Source organism: Bifidobacterium sp. LH_230 (assembly GCF_056357555.1).
On sequence record NZ_JBKEWJ010000006.1, the window covers coordinates 115,784 to 135,838 of the forward strand.

At 63.4% G+C, this 20,055-nt stretch carries 16 protein-coding genes and 2 rRNA genes; 8 read left to right on the forward strand and 10 right to left on the reverse strand.

Annotated features, from left to right (window positions below):
* Nucleotides 1–22 precede the first annotated feature (22 nt).
* Nucleotides 23–763 carry a TetR/AcrR family transcriptional regulator gene (locus AC1A0G_RS04430; protein WP_476527855.1) on the reverse strand — a complete coding sequence of 247 codons (741 nt, stop codon included), beginning with the start codon at nt 761–763 and terminating at the stop codon, nt 23–25.
* A gap of 177 nt (nt 764–940) precedes the next feature.
* Between AC1A0G_RS04430 and AC1A0G_RS04435 the strand changes: the two genes are divergently transcribed.
* The 6 genes from AC1A0G_RS04435 (at nt 941) to AC1A0G_RS04460 (ending at nt 11,038) form a co-directional block, all read left to right on the forward strand.
* Complete coding sequence (locus AC1A0G_RS04435; protein ID WP_476527878.1) at nt 941–2,836, forward strand: bifunctional ADP-dependent NAD(P)H-hydrate dehydratase/NAD(P)H-hydrate epimerase; 1,896 nt, start codon at nt 941–943, stop codon at nt 2,834–2,836.
* Nucleotides 2,837–3,082: 246 nt separating this feature from the next.
* Nucleotides 3,083–3,712 (forward strand): HAD family hydrolase, encoded by a 630-nt coding sequence (locus AC1A0G_RS04440; RefSeq protein WP_476527857.1) that lies wholly within the window; start codon nt 3,083–3,085, stop codon nt 3,710–3,712.
* Between the two features lie 123 nt (nt 3,713–3,835).
* The gene (locus tag AC1A0G_RS04445; protein ID WP_214374687.1) at nt 3,836–4,759 is read left to right on the forward strand and encodes a LysR family transcriptional regulator; all 924 of its coding nucleotides are present in this window, start codon (nt 3,836–3,838) and stop codon (nt 4,757–4,759) included.
* 268 nt (nt 4,760–5,027) lie between these two features.
* Nucleotides 5,028–6,965, forward strand: coding sequence for an ABC transporter ATP-binding protein (locus AC1A0G_RS04450; protein ID WP_476527858.1), 1,938 nt, complete (start codon nt 5,028–5,030; stop codon nt 6,963–6,965).
* The gene (locus AC1A0G_RS04455) at nt 6,965–8,881 is read left to right on the forward strand and encodes an ABC transporter ATP-binding protein (RefSeq protein ID WP_476527859.1); all 1,917 of its coding nucleotides are present in this window, start codon (nt 6,965–6,967) and stop codon (nt 8,879–8,881) included. The genes AC1A0G_RS04450 and AC1A0G_RS04455 overlap by 1 nt, the downstream gene beginning before the upstream one ends.
* Nucleotides 8,882–9,454: 573 nt before the next feature.
* Nucleotides 9,455–11,038: an ATP-binding cassette domain-containing protein gene (locus tag AC1A0G_RS04460; RefSeq protein ID WP_476527860.1), complete on the forward strand. Its 1,584-nt coding sequence runs from the start codon at nt 9,455–9,457 to the stop codon at nt 11,036–11,038.
* Nucleotides 11,039–11,281: 243 nt separating this feature from the next.
* Here the strand turns inward: AC1A0G_RS04460 and pyrE are convergent, their stop codons facing one another.
* The 7 genes from pyrE to pyrB all read right to left on the reverse strand — a co-directional run bounded on the left by pyrE (nt 11,282) and on the right by pyrB (nt 17,852).
* Nucleotides 11,282–11,980, reverse strand: a complete 699-nt coding sequence (gene pyrE / locus AC1A0G_RS04465; protein ID WP_476527862.1) for an orotate phosphoribosyltransferase — start codon at nt 11,978–11,980, stop codon at nt 11,282–11,284.
* A 72-nt stretch (nt 11,981–12,052) separates the two neighbouring features.
* Complete coding sequence (locus AC1A0G_RS04470; RefSeq protein WP_476527864.1) at nt 12,053–13,003, reverse strand: dihydroorotate dehydrogenase; 951 nt, start codon at nt 13,001–13,003, stop codon at nt 12,053–12,055.
* Between the two features lie 4 nt (nt 13,004–13,007).
* Nucleotides 13,008–13,838, reverse strand: a complete 831-nt coding sequence (locus AC1A0G_RS04475; protein WP_476527866.1) for a dihydroorotate dehydrogenase electron transfer subunit — start codon at nt 13,836–13,838, stop codon at nt 13,008–13,010.
* 191 nt (nt 13,839–14,029) lie between these two features.
* Complete coding sequence (pyrF, locus tag AC1A0G_RS04480; RefSeq protein WP_476527868.1) at nt 14,030–15,004, reverse strand: orotidine-5'-phosphate decarboxylase; 975 nt, start codon at nt 15,002–15,004, stop codon at nt 14,030–14,032.
* A gap of 15 nt (nt 15,005–15,019) precedes the next feature.
* Entirely contained in the window at nt 15,020–16,456 is a 1,437-nt protein-coding gene (locus tag AC1A0G_RS04485) for a dihydroorotase (protein WP_476527870.1), read from the reverse strand.
* Nucleotides 16,456–16,890, reverse strand: coding sequence for an aspartate carbamoyltransferase regulatory subunit (locus AC1A0G_RS04490; RefSeq protein ID WP_214374681.1), 435 nt, complete (start codon nt 16,888–16,890; stop codon nt 16,456–16,458). Before AC1A0G_RS04490 ends, AC1A0G_RS04485 begins: the two co-directional genes overlap by 1 nt.
* Nucleotides 16,890–17,852 (reverse strand): aspartate carbamoyltransferase, encoded by a 963-nt coding sequence (gene pyrB, locus AC1A0G_RS04495; RefSeq protein WP_476527880.1) that lies wholly within the window; start codon nt 17,850–17,852, stop codon nt 16,890–16,892. Before pyrB ends, AC1A0G_RS04490 begins: the two co-directional genes overlap by 1 nt.
* Before the next feature lie 237 nt (nt 17,853–18,089).
* On the opposite strand from pyrB, the gene AC1A0G_RS04500 reads away from it, so the two are divergent.
* Together AC1A0G_RS04500 and AC1A0G_RS04505 are read left to right on the forward strand one after the other, a co-directional pair.
* Nucleotides 18,090–18,569, forward strand: coding sequence for a DUF2510 domain-containing protein (locus AC1A0G_RS04500; protein ID WP_476527872.1), 480 nt, complete (start codon nt 18,090–18,092; stop codon nt 18,567–18,569).
* A gap of 64 nt (nt 18,570–18,633) precedes the next feature.
* Nucleotides 18,634–19,155: a peroxiredoxin gene (locus AC1A0G_RS04505; protein WP_476527883.1), complete on the forward strand. Its 522-nt coding sequence runs from the start codon at nt 18,634–18,636 to the stop codon at nt 19,153–19,155.
* 424 nt (nt 19,156–19,579) lie between these two features.
* Here AC1A0G_RS04505 and rrf read toward each other — a convergent pair.
* Together rrf and AC1A0G_RS04515 are read right to left on the reverse strand one after the other, a co-directional pair.
* A 5S ribosomal RNA gene (rrf, locus tag AC1A0G_RS04510) occupies nt 19,580–19,696 on the reverse strand.
* A gap of 157 nt (nt 19,697–19,853) precedes the next feature.
* Nucleotides 19,854–20,055: ribosomal RNA gene (locus AC1A0G_RS04515) — 23S ribosomal RNA — on the reverse strand; the annotation flags it as partial.

The window sequence follows — 20,055 nt, forward strand, 5'->3', positions numbered from 1 at the left end:
CGAGCAATCTTGCGGCGGTCCGCTACATCACCGAACACACGTCAGCGGCGATCGACAGCAACAGGCCGAGATCGGCATCTTCCGCGCCGTCGCATCGCTTCGACCATTCCAGCAGCGTCTCGATCGCGCCGACGACGACCAGCGTCACCGATGCACGCACCATATAATCCGCATCCGTTCCGGACGACCGCCCCAAATGGCTGGAACGACGATCGATGCCGCCGCCGGCCATCGTCGCCGTCCGTATGATCTCCTCCGACCACTGCGGAACATGCGCGTACAGCGCGGCGGTCAGCGCGGCGTCCGAACGTACGACGCGCAGCCACGCCATCAATCCGTTCGCCTCGGCCTGACTGATCGCGCCGAACGCCGCGGATGCAACACGACGGGCCGTATCGGCCACGGATGCGTCCGGCGTCGACAGTTCGCGGCGAAGCACGTCGAACAGTCCCCCATCGAACGGCGCCGCGAACACCAGATCCTCTTTCGCGGGAAAATAACGGAACAGCGTGATCGTCGACACGCCGGCCTCGTCCGCGATCCGGCGCACGGTCACCGACGCATACCCGTGCTGCGCGAACAGCCGCATCGCCGTGTCGCGTATCGTCCGCCGCGTCTCGCTGCGCTTGCGCTGCTGCCAGCGTTTGCGGGTCGCCGTCGCCTTCAGCGAGATGCCGCGCTGGTCAGGCGACGTCCGGGAATCCCCGACCGGAACCCGCCCGTCCTCTTCAAACCCCACTCCCCCACCGGGCCGCTCCGCCATCGAAACTCCTCACATTCCAAACACCATGCGCAATGCGTCCCATTGTAGAGCCGGCACGCCGCTCGCAGCGTAAGCACAGCCAACCAGCAGGAACACGGGTAAAGTAGTGCAGACAGGAAGCGGTTCGCCGCGCACTCACACGATTCGCACAAGGGGGTTGGCATCATGGCCGAGATCATGGCTGGGCACAATGACGAGAACAGGTTGCACACGTTGCGTCATGCCGCATACGTCGCGTCCGACGTGCGCGCGATGGAACGCCCCCTGCTGGAGGGCGGCGTGCCGTTGATGCGCATGGCGGCCACGGCCGTCGCCCATACGGTCGCCGATCTGCTCGACGCCGAAGGCATGGCGTTGGAGGACGCGCGCGTCACGCTGCTCGCCGGCGCCGGCGACAACGGCGGGGACGGTCTGTACGCCGCGGCCGCATTGGCGGACAACGGCGCGTCGGTGACGGTCGTGACGGTGGGCCGCACGATTCATGACGAGGCGTTCGCCGCGTTCGTACGCGCGGGCGGCAGGGTGCTGCTTCTCGACCCGGCGTCAGAGATTCCCGGCTGCACGGCCGGGTTCAGCGCGGGCGAGGCCGGCGAGCGGCTGCGTGCGGCGGTCGAGCTGGCACGCCATTCGCATGTGATCATCGACGCGATGACCGGCATCGGCCTGTCCGGCTCGCTGCGCGGCATCGCCGGCACGATGGCCGCATCTCTTGGCGTAGACGGGACGGTGCCGGACCGCACCGCGTTGCCGGATGGCGACACGGCCGGCGAGTTCCCGTTCGTCGTGGCGGTGGATACGCCGTCCGGCGTGGGCGTGGACGACGGCTCGATCACCGGACCGTATATTCCCGCCGATGTGACGGTGACGTTCGGCGCACTCAAGCCGTGCGCGATTCTGCCGCCGGCCTCCTACGCGTGCGGCAAGGTGACGCTGGTCGATTTCGGCTTCGACATCGACGGCCATGATCCGCTGGTCGAGGTGGTGTCCGGCGACAATGCGAGCGAGGCGATCCGTCTGCCGCGTCTGGCCGACACGAAGTATTCGCGCGGCGTGACCGGTCTGATCACCGGTTCGGTGCGCTACCCGGGCGCGGCGGTGCTGTCGAGCCGCGCTGCGGCCGCGACGAATGTGGGCATGATCCGGTACATGGGTCCCGAACGCACGCGTTCGATGGTGTTGGCCGCGGTACCGGAGGCCGTGATCGGCAAGGGCCGCGTGCAGTCGTGGGTCGTGGGTTCCGGCGTGCCGGACGGCACTGCCGACGAGGACGACATGGACGTGCAGCGTCAGACGATCGCGAAACTGCTGTCGCATTACGCGCTCGGTGAGGATGCAGCCGATCCCGATCTCGCGTTCGAGATGCCGCCGGTCGTCGTGGATGCTGGCGCTCTGGATCTGCTGCCCGATGAGGTGCCGCCGCAAGTGGTCATCACGCCTCATGCGGGCGAGCTGGCCGCGTTGCTGGTCGAGCGCGGCGAGGATGTGGACGCGCATGACGTGCAGCTGGAGCCGTTGCATTGGGCGCGGCGCGCGCATGAGCTGACCGGCGCGACCGTGCTGCTCAAGGGCGCGGTCAGCATTGTGGTCGGCGAGGCCGAGGATACGGACGCCGAGGATGCCGCGCGCCATTCGACACCTGGCGACGATGCGGCCGCGATGGCGGCGCGACGCAAGGCGGCCGGCTCGTTGGACGGCGACGAGGCCGACGACATCGAATTCGAAGGTTCCGGCGACGGCGATGCGGCGACTGGCGGCCGTACGCGGGTACTGGTCGCCGGCCGTGCGCCGGCATGGTTGGGCACCGCCGGCGCGGGAGACGTGCTGGCCGGCATGATGGGCGCGCTGCTTGCCCAGCAGGACGAGGATGCGCCGATCGTCGAGACGGTGGCGAACGCCGCGTACCTGCATGGCTATGCGGCGGCGATCGCGTCCGCGTCTGATCAGCGTGGATTCAACCCGCCTACCGTATACGGTTCGACGCCGAACCGTTCGGTCGGTTCCCTCGGCCATCCGGTCGTCGCCTCCGATGTGGCGGCCGCGATCCCGGCCGCGTTCCAGAAGCTGCTGTCCTGACAATCACTCGGCAGATTCCGGTCCGTCCATGAAACGCCCCGTGCTACCACGCCGGGGCGTTTCCGTCAGTACACTAGTACTTTGTCGGGCCTAAACTGACATGCTTTTATTCTTGGCTCCCTCAGCTGAGGGAGCTGTCGGCGAAGCCGACTGAGGGAGTGTCAAACCCACCACATTAAGCCCGACGAAACACTAGTCATCCATCACATAACCATCGGCCGATCGACCGTCCTAAAGAGGTAGCCCATGCCCCAATCCCCCATCACCGATGTCATTTTCGATTTCTGCGGCGTGCTGCTCGACTGGCAGACCCGAGCCTGTCTCGAAGGCCGTTTTCCCGACGATGTCGTCGCCGCGATCTGCGCCGACGACGATCCGCACGGGTTCTTCCGCTACGAGGACCGGATGGACGCCGGCGAGGACTTCGCCAGCATCTATCCGGATGTCGTGCGCGAGCAGGGCGAGGACATCGCGCGGATCTTCAAGTACTACATCGACCATTACGATGACGCGCTGCCTCGCACGCTGCCGGGCATGGTCGAGCTGCTCGAGGACCTGAAGCGCCACGGCTACGGCGTGTGGGGCCTGACGAACTGGTCGCACGAGACGTTCCATCTCGCGTTCGAGAAGTTCCCGCGTCTGGCCGAACTGCTGGGCGGCACGGTCGTCTCCGGCGTGGAGAAGATGCACAAGCCGAACGCCGACATCTATGAACTGGCGCTGAGTCGTTTCGGGCTGAACGCCGGCAACTGCGTCTTCTTCGACGACACCGCCAAGAACGTGGCCGGCGCGAACGAGGTCGGCATTCACGGCGTCCTCTTCGAGAACGCGCTCGAGGCCCGCGAATCCCTCGCCGCCCTCGGCGTGCGCCTGTAGTCTCGACGCGATGCGTGGCCGCGCGGCCTCGCATCGCGTTTTTCATGCCTGCACGTGACACGATGCGAGGCATTCCCTTATAAACATTCTGCACGTAGCGGGCGGATGGTATAACCGTAACTTATGACACTGCTGCAGCTGAAATATATCGTCAAGATCGTCGAATGCGGGTCGATGAACGAGGCCTCGCACGAACTGTATGTATCGCAGCCCGCGTTGAGCTCGTCCGTGAAGGAATTGGAGAACGAGCTGGGCATCGAGATCTTCACCCGCTCATCGCAGGGCATCGCCCTGACCGTCGACGGCGCGGAGTTCCTCACCTACGCCCGTCAGGTGCTCGACCAGGCCGCCCTGCTCGAGGAGCGCTACAAGAACGCGAAGCCGCGCAAGCAGCTGTGCTCCGTGTCCACCCAGCATTACATGTTCGCCGTCGAGGCGTTCGTCGAGATGATCAACTCGATCAAGTCCGACGAATACGAGTTCACGATCCGCGAGACGCGCACCAAGGACATCATCAACCAGGTCGCCAACATGCTCTCCGAAATCGGCATCCTGTACCTGTCCGACTTCAACAAGGACGTGATCGGCAAGCTCCTGCGCGAGAAGCATCTCGAATTCCATCCGCTGTTCCGCGCCCCGCTGCATGTGTTCCTCGCCCGTACCAACCCGCTGGCGAACAAGAAGAAGCTCACGATGGAGGACCTGAAGCCCTACCCGTTCATCCAGTACGAGCAGGGCGAGGACGGCAGCTTCTACTTCGCGGAAGAGGCCGTGTGGCCCGAATACAACCCGAAGCAGATCAACGTGACCGACCGCGCCACGATCCTGAACTTCATCGTCGGTCTCAACGGCTACACCGTGTGCACCGGCATCGACAACGGCGACCTCAACAACGAGAAGATCGTCACCGTGCCGCTCGACTCGGACGAGACGATGCTGGTCGGCTGGATCACCAACGAGCGCGCGAAGTTGTCGAAGGCGGCGGAGGACTACCTCGCGAAACTCAAGTCGGTGGTCGCCTCGCACGGGTACAAGCTGATCGACTGACACGGCCGCCTGACACGGCCGGATAAGTTGCGAATCGTTGTGATTCCAAGCGATACGCAACTGTATATATAACACTTGCGGCACTGTTCTATCACGTTGTAGAACAGTGCCGCAAGTGTCGTTATGGGGACCTGCGACGCCGATGACCGGCATATGGAATATGGCAAAACACGCCGGCCGGCGGTGTTGCTAGTCTTGTTTGCGTTCACAACCGTTGCGTCCGGCACAGACGCCCGGCAGCGCAGCGATCAGTATGGAGGAACGGCACGTGAAGACGGTACGAATACTGTTGCGACATATCGGCGAATTCAAACGGGACTCGATCCTGACGCCGATATGGATGATAGGCGAAGTGGCATGCGAGATGATCATCCCGCTGCTCATGGCCACGCTCATCGACCAAGGCGTCGAGAAAGGCGACATGGGCGTGATCTCGCGCACGGCCGGACTCATGGTGCTCATGGCCCTGTGCGGACTGACGGTCGGCTGCTTCGGCTCGGTGTTCGGCTCGCGTGCCGCGACCGGTTTCGCGAAGAACCTGCGCCAGGACCAGTACGACAACATCCAGACGTTCTCGTTCTCGAACATCGACCGCTTCTCCACGCCGAGCCTCGTGACCCGCCTCACCACCGACGTGATGAACATCCAGAACGCGTTCATGATGATCCTCAGGATGGTGCCGCGCGCATTCTCCAGCCTCATCATCGCCATGTGCATGGCGTTCGTCGTCTCCGGCACGATGGCGCTGATCTATCTCGGTGCGGTCGTCGTGCTCGGCACCATCCTCGGCATCCTCATGAACATCGCCGCGAAGTACTTCCGTCAGGCGTTCCCCGAATACGATGCGATGAACGAGTCCGTCGAGGAGAACGTCACCGCCATGCGCGCGGTCAAGGCGTTTGCCCGCGAAGGCATGCAGACCCGCGTGTTCAAGGCCACGTCGAAGCGCATCTACGACATCTTCCTCAAGGCCGAACTGGTGCTCGCCGCCGTCGACCCGATCATCCAGACCACCGTATGGGGATGCCTGCTGCTCATCAGCTGGGTCGGCTCGCACCTGATCGTGCAGAACCGGCTCACCACCGGCGACCTGACCAGCCTGCTCATGTACTGCATGAACATCCTCATGAGCCTGGTCATGCTGTCGATGACGATCGTGATGATCACCATGTCGTCCGCCAGCGCCCGCCGCATCGCCGAAGTGCTCGAGGAGCAGGACGACATGCCGGCCGCCGCGCATTCGGTCGAACAAGTGCGCGACGGCTCGATCGAGTTCAGCCACGTCGACTTCGCGTATCCGGCCGTCAAGCTTTCGGAAAACGACCCGGCCGCGAAACGTCGCATCGAAGCGACCCGACAGCTCATCGCGAAAGGGCCGGAGAACGTGCTCACCGACATCAACCTGACGATCCCGTCCGGCGCGGTCGTCGGCGTGATCGGCGGCACCGGCTCGTCCAAGACCACGCTCGTCAACCTCATCCCGCGCCTGTACGACGTGACCGGCGGCAGCCTCACGGTCGGCGGCGTGGACGTGCGCGACTACGACCGCGCCGTGCTGCGCGACAAGGTCGCCGTCGTATTGCAGAACAACGTGCTGTTCTCCGGCACGATCCTGTCCAACATGCGCTGGGGCAACCCGGACGCGACCATCGACGACTGCAAACGCGTGTGCGCGATCGCCTGCGCCGACGAGTTCATCGACAAGCTGCCCGACGGCTACGAGTCGAAGGTCGAGCAGGGCGGCCAGAACTTCTCCGGCGGGCAGAAACAGCGCCTGTGCATCGCGCGTGCGCTGCTCAAGGAGCCGAAGGTGCTGATCCTGGACGATTCGACGTCCGCGGTCGACACCGGCACCGACGCGAAGATCCGCCACACGTTCGCCAGCCAGATGCCCGACGTGACGAAGATCATCATCGCGCAGCGCATTTCGAGCGTCCAGGACGCGGACATGATCATCGTGCTCGACGACGGGCGGATCAGCGGCGTCGGCACGCACGACGAACTGCTGCGGTCGAACGAGATCTACCGCAATATCGTCGAACTGCAGACGCAGGGCGGCGGCGACTTCGACGAAGAGCAGTTCGCGCAGCTGTCGTCGGATGCGACGGGCACGACGAACGATACGGATGTCTCGAACGAGGCGGCCGGCAACACGGCGAACGACACCGCCCGGCATGACGCTCACAACGACAAGGAGGTGCACTGATGCCCGGTCCACGTGGCAATGCCGGCCGTATGGCCGCCGGCGCGAAACAGGGACGCGAACTCGACCATCCGTTCCGCATCTTCATGCGGCTCATGCGGTTCGTGTTCGGCATGTACGGCGTGCAGTACGGCATCGTGATCGCGCTCATCGTCGTCACGATCTACGCGCAGGTGCGCGGCAACCTGTTCTTCCAGACGCTCATCGACAACTACATCACGCCGATGCTCACCTCGCACGGCCACGATTTCGGCCCGCTGCTCGGCGCGATCGGCGTGATGGCGTCGATCTACGCGGCCGGCATCGTCGCCAACGCGGTGAGCGCCGTGCTCAAGGCGTTCATCACGCAAGGGTTCATGATGAAGCTGCGCAACCGCATGTTCACGCACATGCAGCGACTGCCGCTCGGCTACTTCGACACGAACACGCGCGGCGACGTGATGAGCCTGTACACCAACGACATCGACACGCTGCGGCAGATGGTCTCGCAGTCCATCCCGCAGATCATCAACTCGGTGTTCAGCATCGTCATGATCCTGGTCAGCATGATCTACCTGAGCGTGCCGCTGACCGTGGTCGTGCTCGTCGTCTCCGGCCTCATGATCTGGATGACGAAGATCATGACCGGCAAGTCCGGCACGTATTTCTCCCGCCAGCAGAAGTCGGTCGGCGAGCTCAACGGTTACGTCGAGGAGATGATGAGCGGCCAGAAGGTCGTCAAGGTGTTCACGCACGAGGCGGCGGCCAAAGCCGATTTCCGTGAACGCAACGACCGGCTGTTCGACGCGTCCAACAAGGCGAACATGTTCTCCGGATTCCTTGGGCCGATCAACAACCAGCTTGGTTATGTGGCCTATGTCCTCTGCGCGCTCGTCGGCGGCTGGCTCGCCGTCAATGGCGTGACCGGACTGACCTTGGGCGGGCTGGTGAGTTTCCTGACGTTCGTCAAGAGCTTCACGATGCCGATCAGTCAGGTCAGCCAGCAGTTGAACGCAATCGTCATGGGCTTGGCCGGCGCGGACCGTATCTTCAAGCTGCTTGATCAACAAGTCGAGTCGGATGATGGCAAGACGACGCTGGTGAGTGTGCGCCGGGATGACGCGACCGGCGAGCTGAGCGAGACGACCGACCGCACCGATCAGTGGGGCTGGCGTGGCGCGGATGGGCGGATCGTGCCGATGCGCGGCGACATCCGACTCGATCATGTGACGTTCAGCTATGTGCCCGGCAAGACGATCCTGCATGACATGACGATGTTCGCCAAGCCCGGCCAGAAGATCGCGTTGGTCGGTTCGACCGGCGCCGGCAAGACGACGATCACGAACCTGATCACCCGGTTCTACGACATCGACTCCGGCACGATCACGTACGACGGCATCGACATCGCCGACATCCACAAGTCCGACCTGCGCCGGTCGCTCGGCATGGTGCTGCAGGACACGCACCTGTTCTCCGGATCGATCATGGAGAACATCCGCTTCGGCCGGCTCGACGCGACCGATGAGGAGGTGATCGCCGCGGCCAAACTCGCCAACGCGCACACGTTCATCGAGAAGCTGCCGAACGGCTATGACACGCAGCTGACCGGCGATGGGGCGTCGCTGAGCCAAGGCCAGCGGCAGATGCTTGCGATCGCGCGCGCCGCCGTGGCCGACCCGCCCGCGCTGATCCTCGACGAGGCGACCTCGTCGATCGACACGCGCACCGAGTCGCTCGTGCAGGCCGGCATGGACGAGCTGATGAAGGGACGCACCACGTTCGTGATCGCGCACCGGCTGTCCACGATCCGCAACGCCGACTGCATCATGGTGATCGAGGCGGGCCGCATCATCGAACGCGGCACGCACGACGAGCTGATTGCCCAGCAGGGCCGGTACTACACGCTGTACACCGGTCTCAAAGGCAAGACGGCGCAGTGACAGCAGATGATGGGGCCGCACAGCGCTGTGCTGCCCCATCACGATGATCCCCCTGGATCACAATCCAAAAACCAGCACTGCCTCGAAACGAGAATACGACTGGAACGTCGGGGAATCGTTCAGATCACTGGTCCGAAGGCTCCTCTGATCGAAAGCCGGCTCACAACGGACTTCCTTGATTCGGAGGGCAACAATGGATACCGGACCGGCGTCTGGCGGTTCTGATGCACGACGACTCGTTTTGCCGTGTATGATATGAATCGTTCAGAACAGACATCGGCGGTTCGATATGCCAAAGTCGCCGGAACAGCAAGGACTTACCTACGTTGATTATTCGATAAGCGGCACCGGCGGACGGCTTCATGGGTGAAGCATATCCGTATGGAACGCTTGTCGCGCGACTCCACGTATAGATTCGCTTCGTTTCGAATCCATGGTGACCGTGCCGTCCTTGCATATGCCGTTCGCATATTGGTGCCATACGCAATCACAGCCATTACGCCGCAACCGACGATTCCCACGGGCCATCAACGAGCGCCGGTTCGCGGCAAACGTACCGCATTGGAGCACCATATGTCACCGGATTCTGTACTCACCCTATCCCATATCACCTTTACCTATCCCGAAGCTCCGGACCCGTTGCTCACCGACATATCGGTCACGTTCCCCCGCGGATGGACGGCCGTATTGGGCGACAACGGCATCGGCAAAACCACGCTGATCCGCATTGCACTCGGCCGTCTGCACCCCGATTCCGGCAGCATCTCCCCCGCCCCAAACAGCATCGCCGTCGGGTACTGCCCGCAGAACACGGACGAAACGCCGGTGAATCTGGACGATTTCGTCAACGACTGGTCGTCTGAGGCATTGGCCATCCGCCGCGATCTCGGCATAGGCGACGACTGGCCGTGGCGATCCGACACCCTGTCCGGAGGCGAGGCCAAACGGCTGCAGATCGCATGCACGCTGGCATTACATCCGGATGTGCTCGTGCTGGACGAGCCGACGAATCATGTGGACGGGCCGACCCGCGAACGCATCGTCGCCGCATTGCGCTCGTTCGACGGCATCGGCATTCTCGTATCGCATGACGTGGCGTTGATCGACGCGGTGGCCGACCGTTGCTCGTTCTTCGAACGTGACCATGTGCGCGGAAGAAACGTGACCGTCGTGCGGACGCGTCCGGGCAACTATTCCACGGCATCAGCCGCCGCGTTGATCGACCGGCAGTCGGCGGATACGGCGTTGCGTGACGCTCGCCGCGAATCCGCGCGACTATCATCGGTCAAGGCGCAACGTAAGCATGATGCGACGTTGGAGGTATCGTCGGCGAGCAATCATCGTTTCGTTAATCCCAAGGATCACGACGCTCGCAATGCGATCAAATACAACCACAATCCGAGCAGTCTCGGACCGGCGAGCGCCCGTATCGACGCACAGGTCACGGCCGCGCGGGAACGTGTTGCGGGCATCGTCACCGCGGCGAAACGGTACGACGGCGACATCTGGATGGATGCCGAGTCGAGCAGCCGCCGCGAACTGGTGAGATTGCCGAACGGATTCATCCCGTACGGGGACGATGCCGACGCAACGGTTTCGGAACGCGGCAACGGCGTTGTCATTCCGATGCTGACAGTCGGGCCGCACGATCATATCGGCATCAGCGGTCCGAACGGCACCGGCAAGACCACGCTGGTCAATGCCCTGCTGCGTGCGGTCGCACAGGATGAGCAACGGACCGGACTTCTTGTGCCACGGCTGGTGATCGCGCAGAACACCACGTCCGAGGATGCTCGATGGGCGATGGAAACGTTGGCCGCATTGCCGGCGAAGGAACGCGGCGTCGTGCTGTCGTCCGTCGCGCAGCTGAATGCCGATCCGGATCGTCTGCTCGCCGGCAGCCCCTCACCGGGTGAGTTGCGCAAGCTGCTGCTGTGTCTGGGACTCCGCCGCCATCCGCATCTGATCGTCATGGACGAGCCGACGAATCATCTTGATCTGCATTCGATCCAAGCGTTGGACCGTGCGCTCGCACAGTATCCCGGCGCACTGATCCTCGTCTCCCATGACGAGGCTTTCCTCGGGCAGACCACGACGATCCGCTGGACACTGCGCTCTGACGCCGCCGGCTCAGCGCAACTGAACATTACCGAATAATGGGTACGCCTCGAAAACACCGACGGCTTGACGATCGAGAGGCGGATCGCTCGATCTGACGAGGTCGGTTTGACGATCGAGAGGCTTGACTGTCTCACGTTAGTGTGTTCAAAGGCCCTTGTACCGAAGTACATGGCGCCGTCGGACACCATGTCAACAGACGCATGACCTCTCGATCGTCAAACCGACCTTCGTAACAGTCGGAATCCGCCTCTCGATCGTCAAACCGGCGGCGTACCTCGATCAGGCGCCGTACTGGGCGAGGTAGGCGTCGGCGGCGGCCTTGATTTCGGGGGTCACGTACGGCTGCCCGGACGCAGTGGTGATGTGCTGGCCGGCCTCGAAGATCTCGCGCACGTTGGCGATGGCGAACACCGGGAAGCCGAACTCGGCCTCGACGGCCTTGACGGCGGACAGGTCGGAGTCCTTGGTCTTCTCCATACGATCGACCGAGAGCACGAGGCCCACGACCTCGACGTCCGCTTCGGCCTTGAGCTTGGGGATGACCTCGCGCACGGCGGTGCCGGCGGTCATCACATCGTCGACGAGCAGCACCTTCATGCCGTCCTTGAGCTGGGTGCCGACCATCATGCCGCCATCGCCGTGGTCCTTCTTCTCCTTGCGGTCGAACGTGTAGCCGACTTCCATGCCGTGCGCGGAGGTCAGCGCGATCGCGGTGGACACGCCCAGCGGAATGCCCTTGTACGCCGGGCCGAACACGGTGTCGATGTCGGCGGGCAGAGCACCGGCCTTGATCTCCGCGGCGATCTTCTCGGCGTAGAACGCGCCGAGCGTGGCGATCTTGCGGCCGTCGTTGAACGCGCCCGCGTTGATGAAGTACGGGGACTTGCGGCCGGACTTCAACGTGAAGTCGCCGAACTTGAGCGCCTGAGAGTCGAGCAGGAACTCGGTGAAGCGGTGGTCGAGCGATGCGGTGGTCATGATGATGTTCTCCTTGTCAAAACCTTGGCTCCCCTACGCTGAGGAGAGCCGAACATACGTCCTTACGGTACGTCAGCGCCAGGTCTCACCCGCGGCGAGCTTCGCCGCAAGCTCCGGACGCGAGTCGAGCAGGTCGTCGAGTTCGCGCGCCACGCGGATCGGAGCGGTCGGATCGTACAGCGCGGCCGCGCCCACTTCGACGGCGTTCGCGCCGGCGTACAGGAATTCGAGCGCCTTCTCGCCGGAGTCGATGCCTCCGATGCCGATGATCGGGATGTCCGGCAGGGCCTGGCGCACGCGCCATACGAAGCCGAGCGCGATCGGGAAGACGGCCGGGCCGCTCACGCCGCCGGTGCGGTTGGAAATGATCGGCTCTCCGGTGCGGATGTCGATGCGCATGCCGACGAGCGTGTTGATCAGGCTCAGCGCGTCCGCGCCCGCTTCGGCGGCGGCGCGCGCGATGGTCGCGATGTCGGTCACGTTGGGCGACAGCTTGACGATCATCGGCTTGGAGGTGAGCTTGCGCAGATGCCCAATGAGTCGGCTCAATGCGACCGGGTCGGTGCCGACGGACATGCCGCCGTGGCTCACGTTCGGGCAGCTCACGTTGATCTCGAGCATGTCGGCCGGCGAGTCGGCGAGTTTGGCGACGACCTGCGCGTAGTCGTCGTCGCTGTGGCCGGCGACGTTCGTCACCACGGTCGCGCCGAGTTCCTTGAGCTTGGGCAGTTCGTCGACGAGATAGTGATCGACGCCGGGGTTCTGCAGACCGACCGCGTTGACCATGCCGGCGGGGCTTTCGGCCGTACGCGGGCCGGGGTTGCCCTCCCACGGCACCGGGGAGACGCCCTTGGTGGAGATCGCGCCCATCTGGCTCACGTCATAGAACCAGCGGCATGCGGCCAGCTGGAACGTGCCGGACGCGGTGCCGACCGGGTTCTTCCATTCAACGCCGGCGACGACGGTCTTGTGCTTCCACTCGTGCTTCTCGTACACGTTGATCGGGGTATTCGTTTCGGTCATCGTCTCACGCCTCCCATCCGAGCTGTTCCGCGGTGAACACCGGACCGTCCGAGCACACCTTCTTGCGTCCGTCGACCGTGTCGACCACGCACACCACGCAGGTGCCATAGCCGCAGCCCATGCGCTGCTCCATGCTCAGCTGCGAGGGAATGCCACGCTTGGACGCCCACTGAGCCACCGCCTTCATCATCGGCAGCGGTCCGCAGGACAGGATCACCGGCGCAAGACCGTCGCGGGTGAGTTCGCCGGCCGCTTCCATCCGGTCGAGCAGCGTGATGACGTTGCCCTCGGATTCGTCGATGCTCACCGTCGCGTCCGCATAGCGGGACACGTATTGGTCGGCGAAGTGGTCGTTGCGGTAGCCGAACACGGCGGTGGTACGCATGTCGTCGTTCGACTGGAGATATTGCGCGGTGTAGATGAGCGGCGGCACGCCGAGACCTCCGCCGACGAGGATGTAATGCGACGCGGTCTTCGTGTTGAACGGCCGGCCGAGCGGGCCGAGCACGTCGATATGGTCGCCGGCCGTCAGTTCGGAGAATTCCGCGGTGCCCTTGCCGACGACCGCGAAGATGACGCTGACCAGATCGCCGTCCACCTCGCTCACGCCGAACGGACGCGGCAGTAGCTTCATCGGATCGTGGCTGAACAGGTTCACGAACTGTGCAGGGCGTGCATGCTTCGCGATATACGGGTCGCGGAACGTGAGACGGTACACGCCTTCGGTGAGCTTCGTGACTTCGGTGATCTCGACCGTGTGCCGGCCGGGGAAATAGCCGGCTTCGGTCGCCTCGGCGACCACGTCGGCGGTGGGGGTGAAGGTTGCTGTGGGCATTGCTTCCTTGATTCTCCTCATCTGCATAATCTATTCAGCGCCAGTATTCCAGCTTACGCCAAGGTCTGCCGCAGTCATCTGAATCGGCATGGTGGTCGAACCGTGCGGCTCCCCTTCTTCGCGGGGGGGGACGATCGTTCATGGGACGATTGAGGGGAGCGATGCATGCGCACTCCCCTCAATCCTTCAGCTCACCGGTACACGTTCACGCGCAGATCGTCGCGCATGTCGCTGGCAGCCCGACGCGCCGCGGATGCGACCAGATCGAGCGCCTCGCCCGCGTTCATATCGTCGCGATACTCGCCGGTCTTCTTCCATGCGCCGATGATGCCGCGCGACGAGTTGACGATCGCGCCGGAGCCGTTCTTGTCGAACATGCCGGCGACGCCCGCCGCCGTGCCGCCCTGCGCGCCATAGCCGGGCACGAGGAAGAACGTGTGCGGCATGCGTTCGCGCAATGCCGCGCCCTCCTCGGGATGGGTCGCGCCGACGACCGCGCCGACGCGCGAGTAGCCGCGGCTGCCGATGGTTGCGCTCCCCCAGCCTTCGACCAGATCGGCGACATGCTCGTAGAGCTTGCCGTCATCGGCGAGGTCGAGTTCCTGCAGTTCCTTGCTGGACGGGTTCGACGTGCGCACGAGCACGAAGATGTCCTTGTCGGCCGCGGCTGCCGCGTCCACGAACGGCGTGATGCCGTCGGTGCCGAGGTACGGGTTGACGGTGACCGCGTCCTCATGCCACGGGTCGAACGGCTGCGCGCCGTCCTCGAAGCCCGCGACGCCGCTCAGGTGTCCGGCGTAGGCGGCGGCGGTCGAACCGATGTCTCCGCGCTTGATGTCGCCGAGCACGTACAGTCCCTGCTGCTGCGCGTATTCGCAGGTCATCGTGTATGCGTCGATGCCGGCCGGGCCGATCGCCTCGTACATGGCGATCTGCGGTTTGACGGCGGGCACGATGTCGGCGACCGCGTCGATGATCGCACGGTTGAATTCAAAATACGCGACGGCGAGCTGCGCGGCCGGGATTTCAGCCGGGTCCTCGACGGAGTCGCGCACCTCATCCGCGAACGACGCGACGACCTGCGGCGGCACGAGCGCCGGCGTCGGGTCGAGTCCGACCACGCTCGGGTTCTGCGCGTTCTCGATCGCTTCAATGAGCCGATCCATGACGTTGTCCTTTCGTTACTTGATCCGGCTGAACACCAGTTTCGAGCCGAGCACCGTGGCGAGCGGCCGCCCGGTCACCTGCCATCCGCCGAACGGCGTGTTGCGTGCGGCCGAATGGAACGCCGACGGGTCCACCGTCCACGATTCGTTCGTGTTCAGGATCACCAGATCGACGTTCTCGGGATGCTCCACGCGACTCAGATCCAGCGTGCGCTTGACCGCGCACTTGGCGGACGTGTTGAGCAATCCGGCCACGTCGGTCGGCACATGGCCCATGAGATGCTGCGGCGCGACCGACATCAGTTCGATGAGCCGCTTGTCGTCGATGTATCCGCCTTCGACGAGCACCTTGTGCGCCACGCCGTACGCGCATTCCAAGCCGATGATGCCGTTCGGCGCGTCGAGGAACCCGCGTTCCTTCTCCTCGAGCGTGTGCGGCGCGTGATCGGTGGCGAGCATGTCGACCGTGCCGTCGGCGATCGCGGCGATCGTCGCCTGGCGGTCGGCCGCGGAGCGCAGCGGCGGATTCATCTTCGCCAGAGTGCCGTACTTCAAGAGGTCCTCGTCGCACAATGCGATGTAGTGCGGCGCGGTCTCGCAGGTGATCGGCAGGCCTTCGGCCTTGGCTTTGCGGATCGCGTCGAACGAGATCGCCGTGCTCACATGCTGGAAGTGCACGTGGACGCCGGTTTCGCGGGCCTTGGCGATGTCGCGGGCCACGATCTTCAGTTCGGTGTCCTCCGGAATGCCGGGCACGCCGAGTTCGCGCGCGACCGGGCCGTCGTTGACCGCACCGGTGTCATGATGCTCGCAGTGCTCGATCAGATACAGTCCGGTCTTCCTGACGTTCTCGAGCACCTCGTCGAGAATCGCGGGAGTCACGGCCGAACCGTCGTCGCTGACCGCGGTCACCGGATGGGCCAGCTGGTACGCATCCTTGGCTTCCCCGCGCACGGTCGCGGACGACGGCAGATAGTCGCGCCAGCGGTCCGGATCGGTGGCAGCGCCGCCGACGCGTCCCTTCGACGCACACACGCACAGGTCGTAGCGCACCGGCAGCGCCGTATCATGCGCGTCCTCGTAGTGCTGCAGGTAGTCGATCACCGTGTCATAGCCGGCGTCGAGCACTTCGGACGCGCCGGGCTCGTCGGCCGTGACCGGCTCGCCGTCCATCGCGGGCACGGTGTTCGGCATGATGAGCACGTCCGTGTAGCCGCCGGACGCGGACGCGCGGCAGCCGGAGATCATCGACTCCTTGTACGTCTGGCCGGGATCGCGGAAGTGCACGTGCGGATCGGCGAAGCCGGGCGCCACAGTCAGGCCGGTCGCGTCGAATTCGCCGTCCGTCACCGCTTCCGGCTCGCTGAACAGCCGGCTCTCGTCAACGTCGGGGATCACCAGATCGATCGTCTCGCCGGTGTCCCATACCGTGATGTTGCGCAGGGTCAGCATTACAGTTTCGCTTCCTCGTCGCAGTAGTCGCAACGGTATTCCTGACGCTCGGAATGCGTCAGATGGAACATCTGGTCGATGCCACGTTCAGTGGTGGTCACACAGCGCGGGTTCTTGCAGGTAAGGATATTGATCACATGCTCGGGCAGCGTCGGCGTCTTCTTCTCGACGATCTTGCCGCCGCGCACGATGCCGACGGTCGCGGTGCGCGCGACGAGGCCGAGCACGTCAAGGTCGATGGCGGGCGTCTTCTTGCCGTCCTCGTCCTCGATCTTGATGATGTCCTTCGTGCCGTACAGGTGGCTGTCGGTATTCATGATCAGCGCGAGCTTGGTCTTCGCCGGGTTGATCTTCAGGTATTCGAGCACCTTGAGCGCGGTGCCGGCCGGCACATGATCGATGATGATGCCATTGACGATGCTGGTGACTTCCATCAGGCCTTGACCTCCTTGGCTTCAAGCGGTTCGTATCCGGGCAGTTCGTCGCCGATCACAGAGCTTTCGAGCGCCATGCGCATGAGCATGCCGTTCTTCACCTGCTCAAAGTAGGCGGCGCGCGGGTCGTTGTCGACCTCGACGGCGATCTCGTTGATGCGCGGCAGCGGATGCAGCACGGCCATGTCCGGCTTGGCGAGCTGAAGTTTGTCCTCGTCGAGGATGTACGTGTCGCGCAGACGCAGGTAGTCGTCCTCGTTGAAGAAGCGCTCCTGTTGCACGCGGGTCATGTACAGCACGTCGAGGTCGCCGATCACGGAGACGAGGTCCTTGACTTCGGTGTAGGAGCAGGACGGGGTCGCGTCGATGCGGTCGAGCACGTACTGCGGGGTCTTGAGCTCGTCGGGGCTGATGAGCACGAAATGCACGTTGCCGAAGCGGCACAGCGTTTCGATGAGACTGTGCACGGTGCGTCCGAACATGAGGTCGCCGCACAGGCCGACGGTCAGGTCGGTGACGCGGCCGAAGCGCGTCTGCAGCGTGGCCAGGTCGGCGAGCGTCTGCGTGGGGTGCATGTGGCCGCCGTCGCCGGCGTTGATGACCGGCACGGAGGCGGCGCGGGATGCGACGAGCGCCGCGCCTTCCTTCGGGTGACGGATCGCGACCACATCGACATAGTTGGACACGGTCTTGAGCGTGTCGGCGATCGACTCGCCCTTGGACGCGCTGGAGAGCTGGGAGCCGGCGAAGCCGATCACCTTGCCGCCGAGACGCAGCATGGCGGTCTCGAAGCTCAGGCGCGTGCGCGTGCTCGGCTCGTAGAACAGCGTGGCCAGCACCCTGCCGTCGCAGGTATGCGCGACTTCCCGGCGATGGGAATCGATGTACTGCGCCTTATGCAGCAGTTCCTTGATCTGGCGAAGGGAAAGATCATCGAGCGAGATGACGCTCTTACCAATCATCGGCGTCTCGACCGACTCGTCTGTTACTGACACGGCTCACCTTTCTTGCGTGAAGCGGATAAGGTGGCCACAGAAGTGACCTATCCGACTATACACGCGACACGCCCCGCCGCGCGACCCCGCGTGTTCACCGTGTGTTCATGTTATATGCGGCGGCACCATCAGCCGCCTGCCAGTTGTCTAGATACCCGCTGTTAGAATGACAGCGTTACGTAATTTCAACGGAAATGAGGATGCATGGCAGAATATCAGCCGGGATGGTACCCGGACCCGTCCGGAGATCAGACGAAGCTGCGCTGGTGGGATGGCACGCAGTGGACCGACAGTTCCATGCCGGCGTCGCAGCAGGACCCGAACACGAATCCCAACCCGTATGCAGGCCAACAGCAGAACACGTACCAACAGCCGTACCAGCAGGCGCAATATGCCGGTTACGGATATGCTGCACAGACTCCCACCTATGCCGCAGACGGCACATATTGGATGACGGAAACGGATCGGAATCTGCGTCTGGCGGCGTTCGTGCTGAATGTGATCGGATGCATCGCATGGTGCTGGACGCTTATCGCGTTGGCCTGGATGATCCCGATGACGGTGCACAGCTGGCGCATCTACAAGGGCCAGGCGGCCAATACGACGGCGTTCGGCGTCTGCACATTGATTTTCGCGAACCAGATCGCCGGTATTCTGCTGCTGATCAGCAAGAAGGATGCCTGACGATCGGTTGCTGAAGACTGATGATATGGGCTGCGGATGTTATACGACCGCCGCAGCCCATACAATGTCGGGTATGACTCAATCTGATATCGAACAGTCCGATATGCCCGCACGTCTCGAAGTCGGGCAAAGCGCACCTGACTTCACACTGCCGGCGGCGCTGCCCGACGGCACTGAAACACACGTCACGTTGTCCGCTCTGACCGCGCAGCATCACCGTGTGATTCTCTATTTTTATCCTGCTGCGATGACGCCGGGATGCACGACCGAGGCATGCGACTTCCGTGACAATCTTGCGCGTCTGCACTCTCTTGGATTCACTGTACTTGGAGTGTCCAAGGACCCGTTGCCGAAACTGCATCGTTTTGTGGAGCGCGATCACCTAAGCTTTCCGCTACTGTCCGATCCCGATCTGACCGTGCACAAGCTGTACGGGGCATACGGGGAAAAGAAGCTGTACGGAAAAGTGCATGTAGGCGTGATCCGGTCGACGTTCGCCATTGACGACGACGGCCTGATTACGCTGGCACGATACAACGTACGCGCCAAGGGCCACGTCGATTCGCTGATGAAAGCGCTGCAGTAATACTTTTTTCTTTCCCCTGTTGAGGATGATAGTGGTCGTTCTGACTTCCTGATGTGTCCCTTTCCTTGAGTGTGTAGTGTGGTGGGTTGTTTTGGTGGTGGTTGCTTTGGTACCCCATCCCGGCGGCTTCGCCGCCACCCTCCCCTCACAGGGGAGGGAACCCCATACGCCCCGTCCGTCCGGGCGCAGTGTCGGGTCCTGGTGTTTCCCTCCCCTTGAAGGGGAGGGTGCCCGGCGAAGGCCGGGCGGGCTGGGGTGATGACGGGGCGTGCACGGGGCGCCGACCACGCGCCGTGTCGTCACGCCGACGGCCGGGACCGTCGTGGTCCAAGGATTCCCGGCGGCTATTCGGTGTATTGATTGCTCGCCTAATATGGGAAAAGCCCCGGTACCGTCGTGGTATCGGGGCTTTTCTTAACGTGTGATGCGGCGGTGTGCTACTCTCCCACACCCTGTCGAGTGCAGTACCATCGCCGTGCCAGGCCTTAGCTTCCGGGTTCGGAATGGGACCGGGCGTCTCACCTGGGCCATGACCGCCGCAAATCTTCAATTAAACGGTCAAGCGTTATGCTTGCCGGCATTCGTGGTGGTTCGGGGACCGGATAGGGGACGCGGTTGATGTCTTGTGACGCGCAGTGTTCAATGTCGCGCGTGATACCAGCAGCAGATGGATGCGTGTCCCAACCAATGGTTGGGATAGTGTATTGCCTTTCCCCCGTTAGTACCGGTCGGCTCCACCCCTCGCGGGGCTTCCACGTCCGGCCTATCGACCACGTGTTCTGCATGGGGAGTCTCGAGGATCAAGTCCTCATGGAATCCTTATCTTGGAGCGGGCTTCCCGCTTAGATGCTTTCAGCGGTTATCCCTTCCGAACGTAGCCAACCGGCCGTGCCACTGGCG

Bases quoted from the DNA above. Each gene is read 5' to 3' on its own strand.
- AC1A0G_RS04430 (WP_476527855.1), bottom strand. From the start codon at position 763: ATGGCGGAGCGGCCCGGTGGGGGAGTGGGGTTTGAAGAGGACGGGCGG.
- AC1A0G_RS04435 (WP_476527878.1), top strand. From the start codon at position 941: ATGGCTGGGCACAATGACGAGAACAGGTTGCACACGTTGCGTCATGCC.
- AC1A0G_RS04440 (WP_476527857.1), top strand. From the start codon at position 3,083: ATGCCCCAATCCCCCATCACCGATGTCATTTTCGATTTCTGCGGCGTG.
- AC1A0G_RS04445 (WP_214374687.1), top strand. From the start codon at position 3,836: ATGACACTGCTGCAGCTGAAATATATCGTCAAGATCGTCGAATGCGGG.
- AC1A0G_RS04455 (WP_476527859.1), top strand. From the start codon at position 6,965: ATGCCCGGTCCACGTGGCAATGCCGGCCGTATGGCCGCCGGCGCGAAA.
- AC1A0G_RS04460 (WP_476527860.1), top strand. From the start codon at position 9,455: ATGTCACCGGATTCTGTACTCACCCTATCCCATATCACCTTTACCTAT.
- pyrE (WP_476527862.1), bottom strand. From the start codon at position 11,980: ATGACCACCGCATCGCTCGACCACCGCTTCACCGAGTTCCTGCTCGAC.
- AC1A0G_RS04470 (WP_476527864.1), bottom strand. From the start codon at position 13,003: ATGACCGAAACGAATACCCCGATCAACGTGTACGAGAAGCACGAGTGG.
- AC1A0G_RS04475 (WP_476527866.1), bottom strand. From the start codon at position 13,838: ATGCCCACAGCAACCTTCACCCCCACCGCCGACGTGGTCGCCGAGGCG.
- pyrF (WP_476527868.1), bottom strand. From the start codon at position 15,004: ATGGATCGGCTCATTGAAGCGATCGAGAACGCGCAGAACCCGAGCGTG.
- AC1A0G_RS04485 (WP_476527870.1), bottom strand. From the start codon at position 16,456: ATGCTGACCCTGCGCAACATCACGGTATGGGACACCGGCGAGACGATC.
- AC1A0G_RS04490 (WP_214374681.1), bottom strand. From the start codon at position 16,890: ATGGAAGTCACCAGCATCGTCAATGGCATCATCATCGATCATGTGCCG.
- pyrB (WP_476527880.1), bottom strand. From the start codon at position 17,852: ATGATTGGTAAGAGCGTCATCTCGCTCGATGATCTTTCCCTTCGCCAG.
- AC1A0G_RS04500 (WP_476527872.1), top strand. From the start codon at position 18,090: ATGGCAGAATATCAGCCGGGATGGTACCCGGACCCGTCCGGAGATCAG.
- AC1A0G_RS04505 (WP_476527883.1), top strand. From the start codon at position 18,634: ATGTCGGGTATGACTCAATCTGATATCGAACAGTCCGATATGCCCGCA.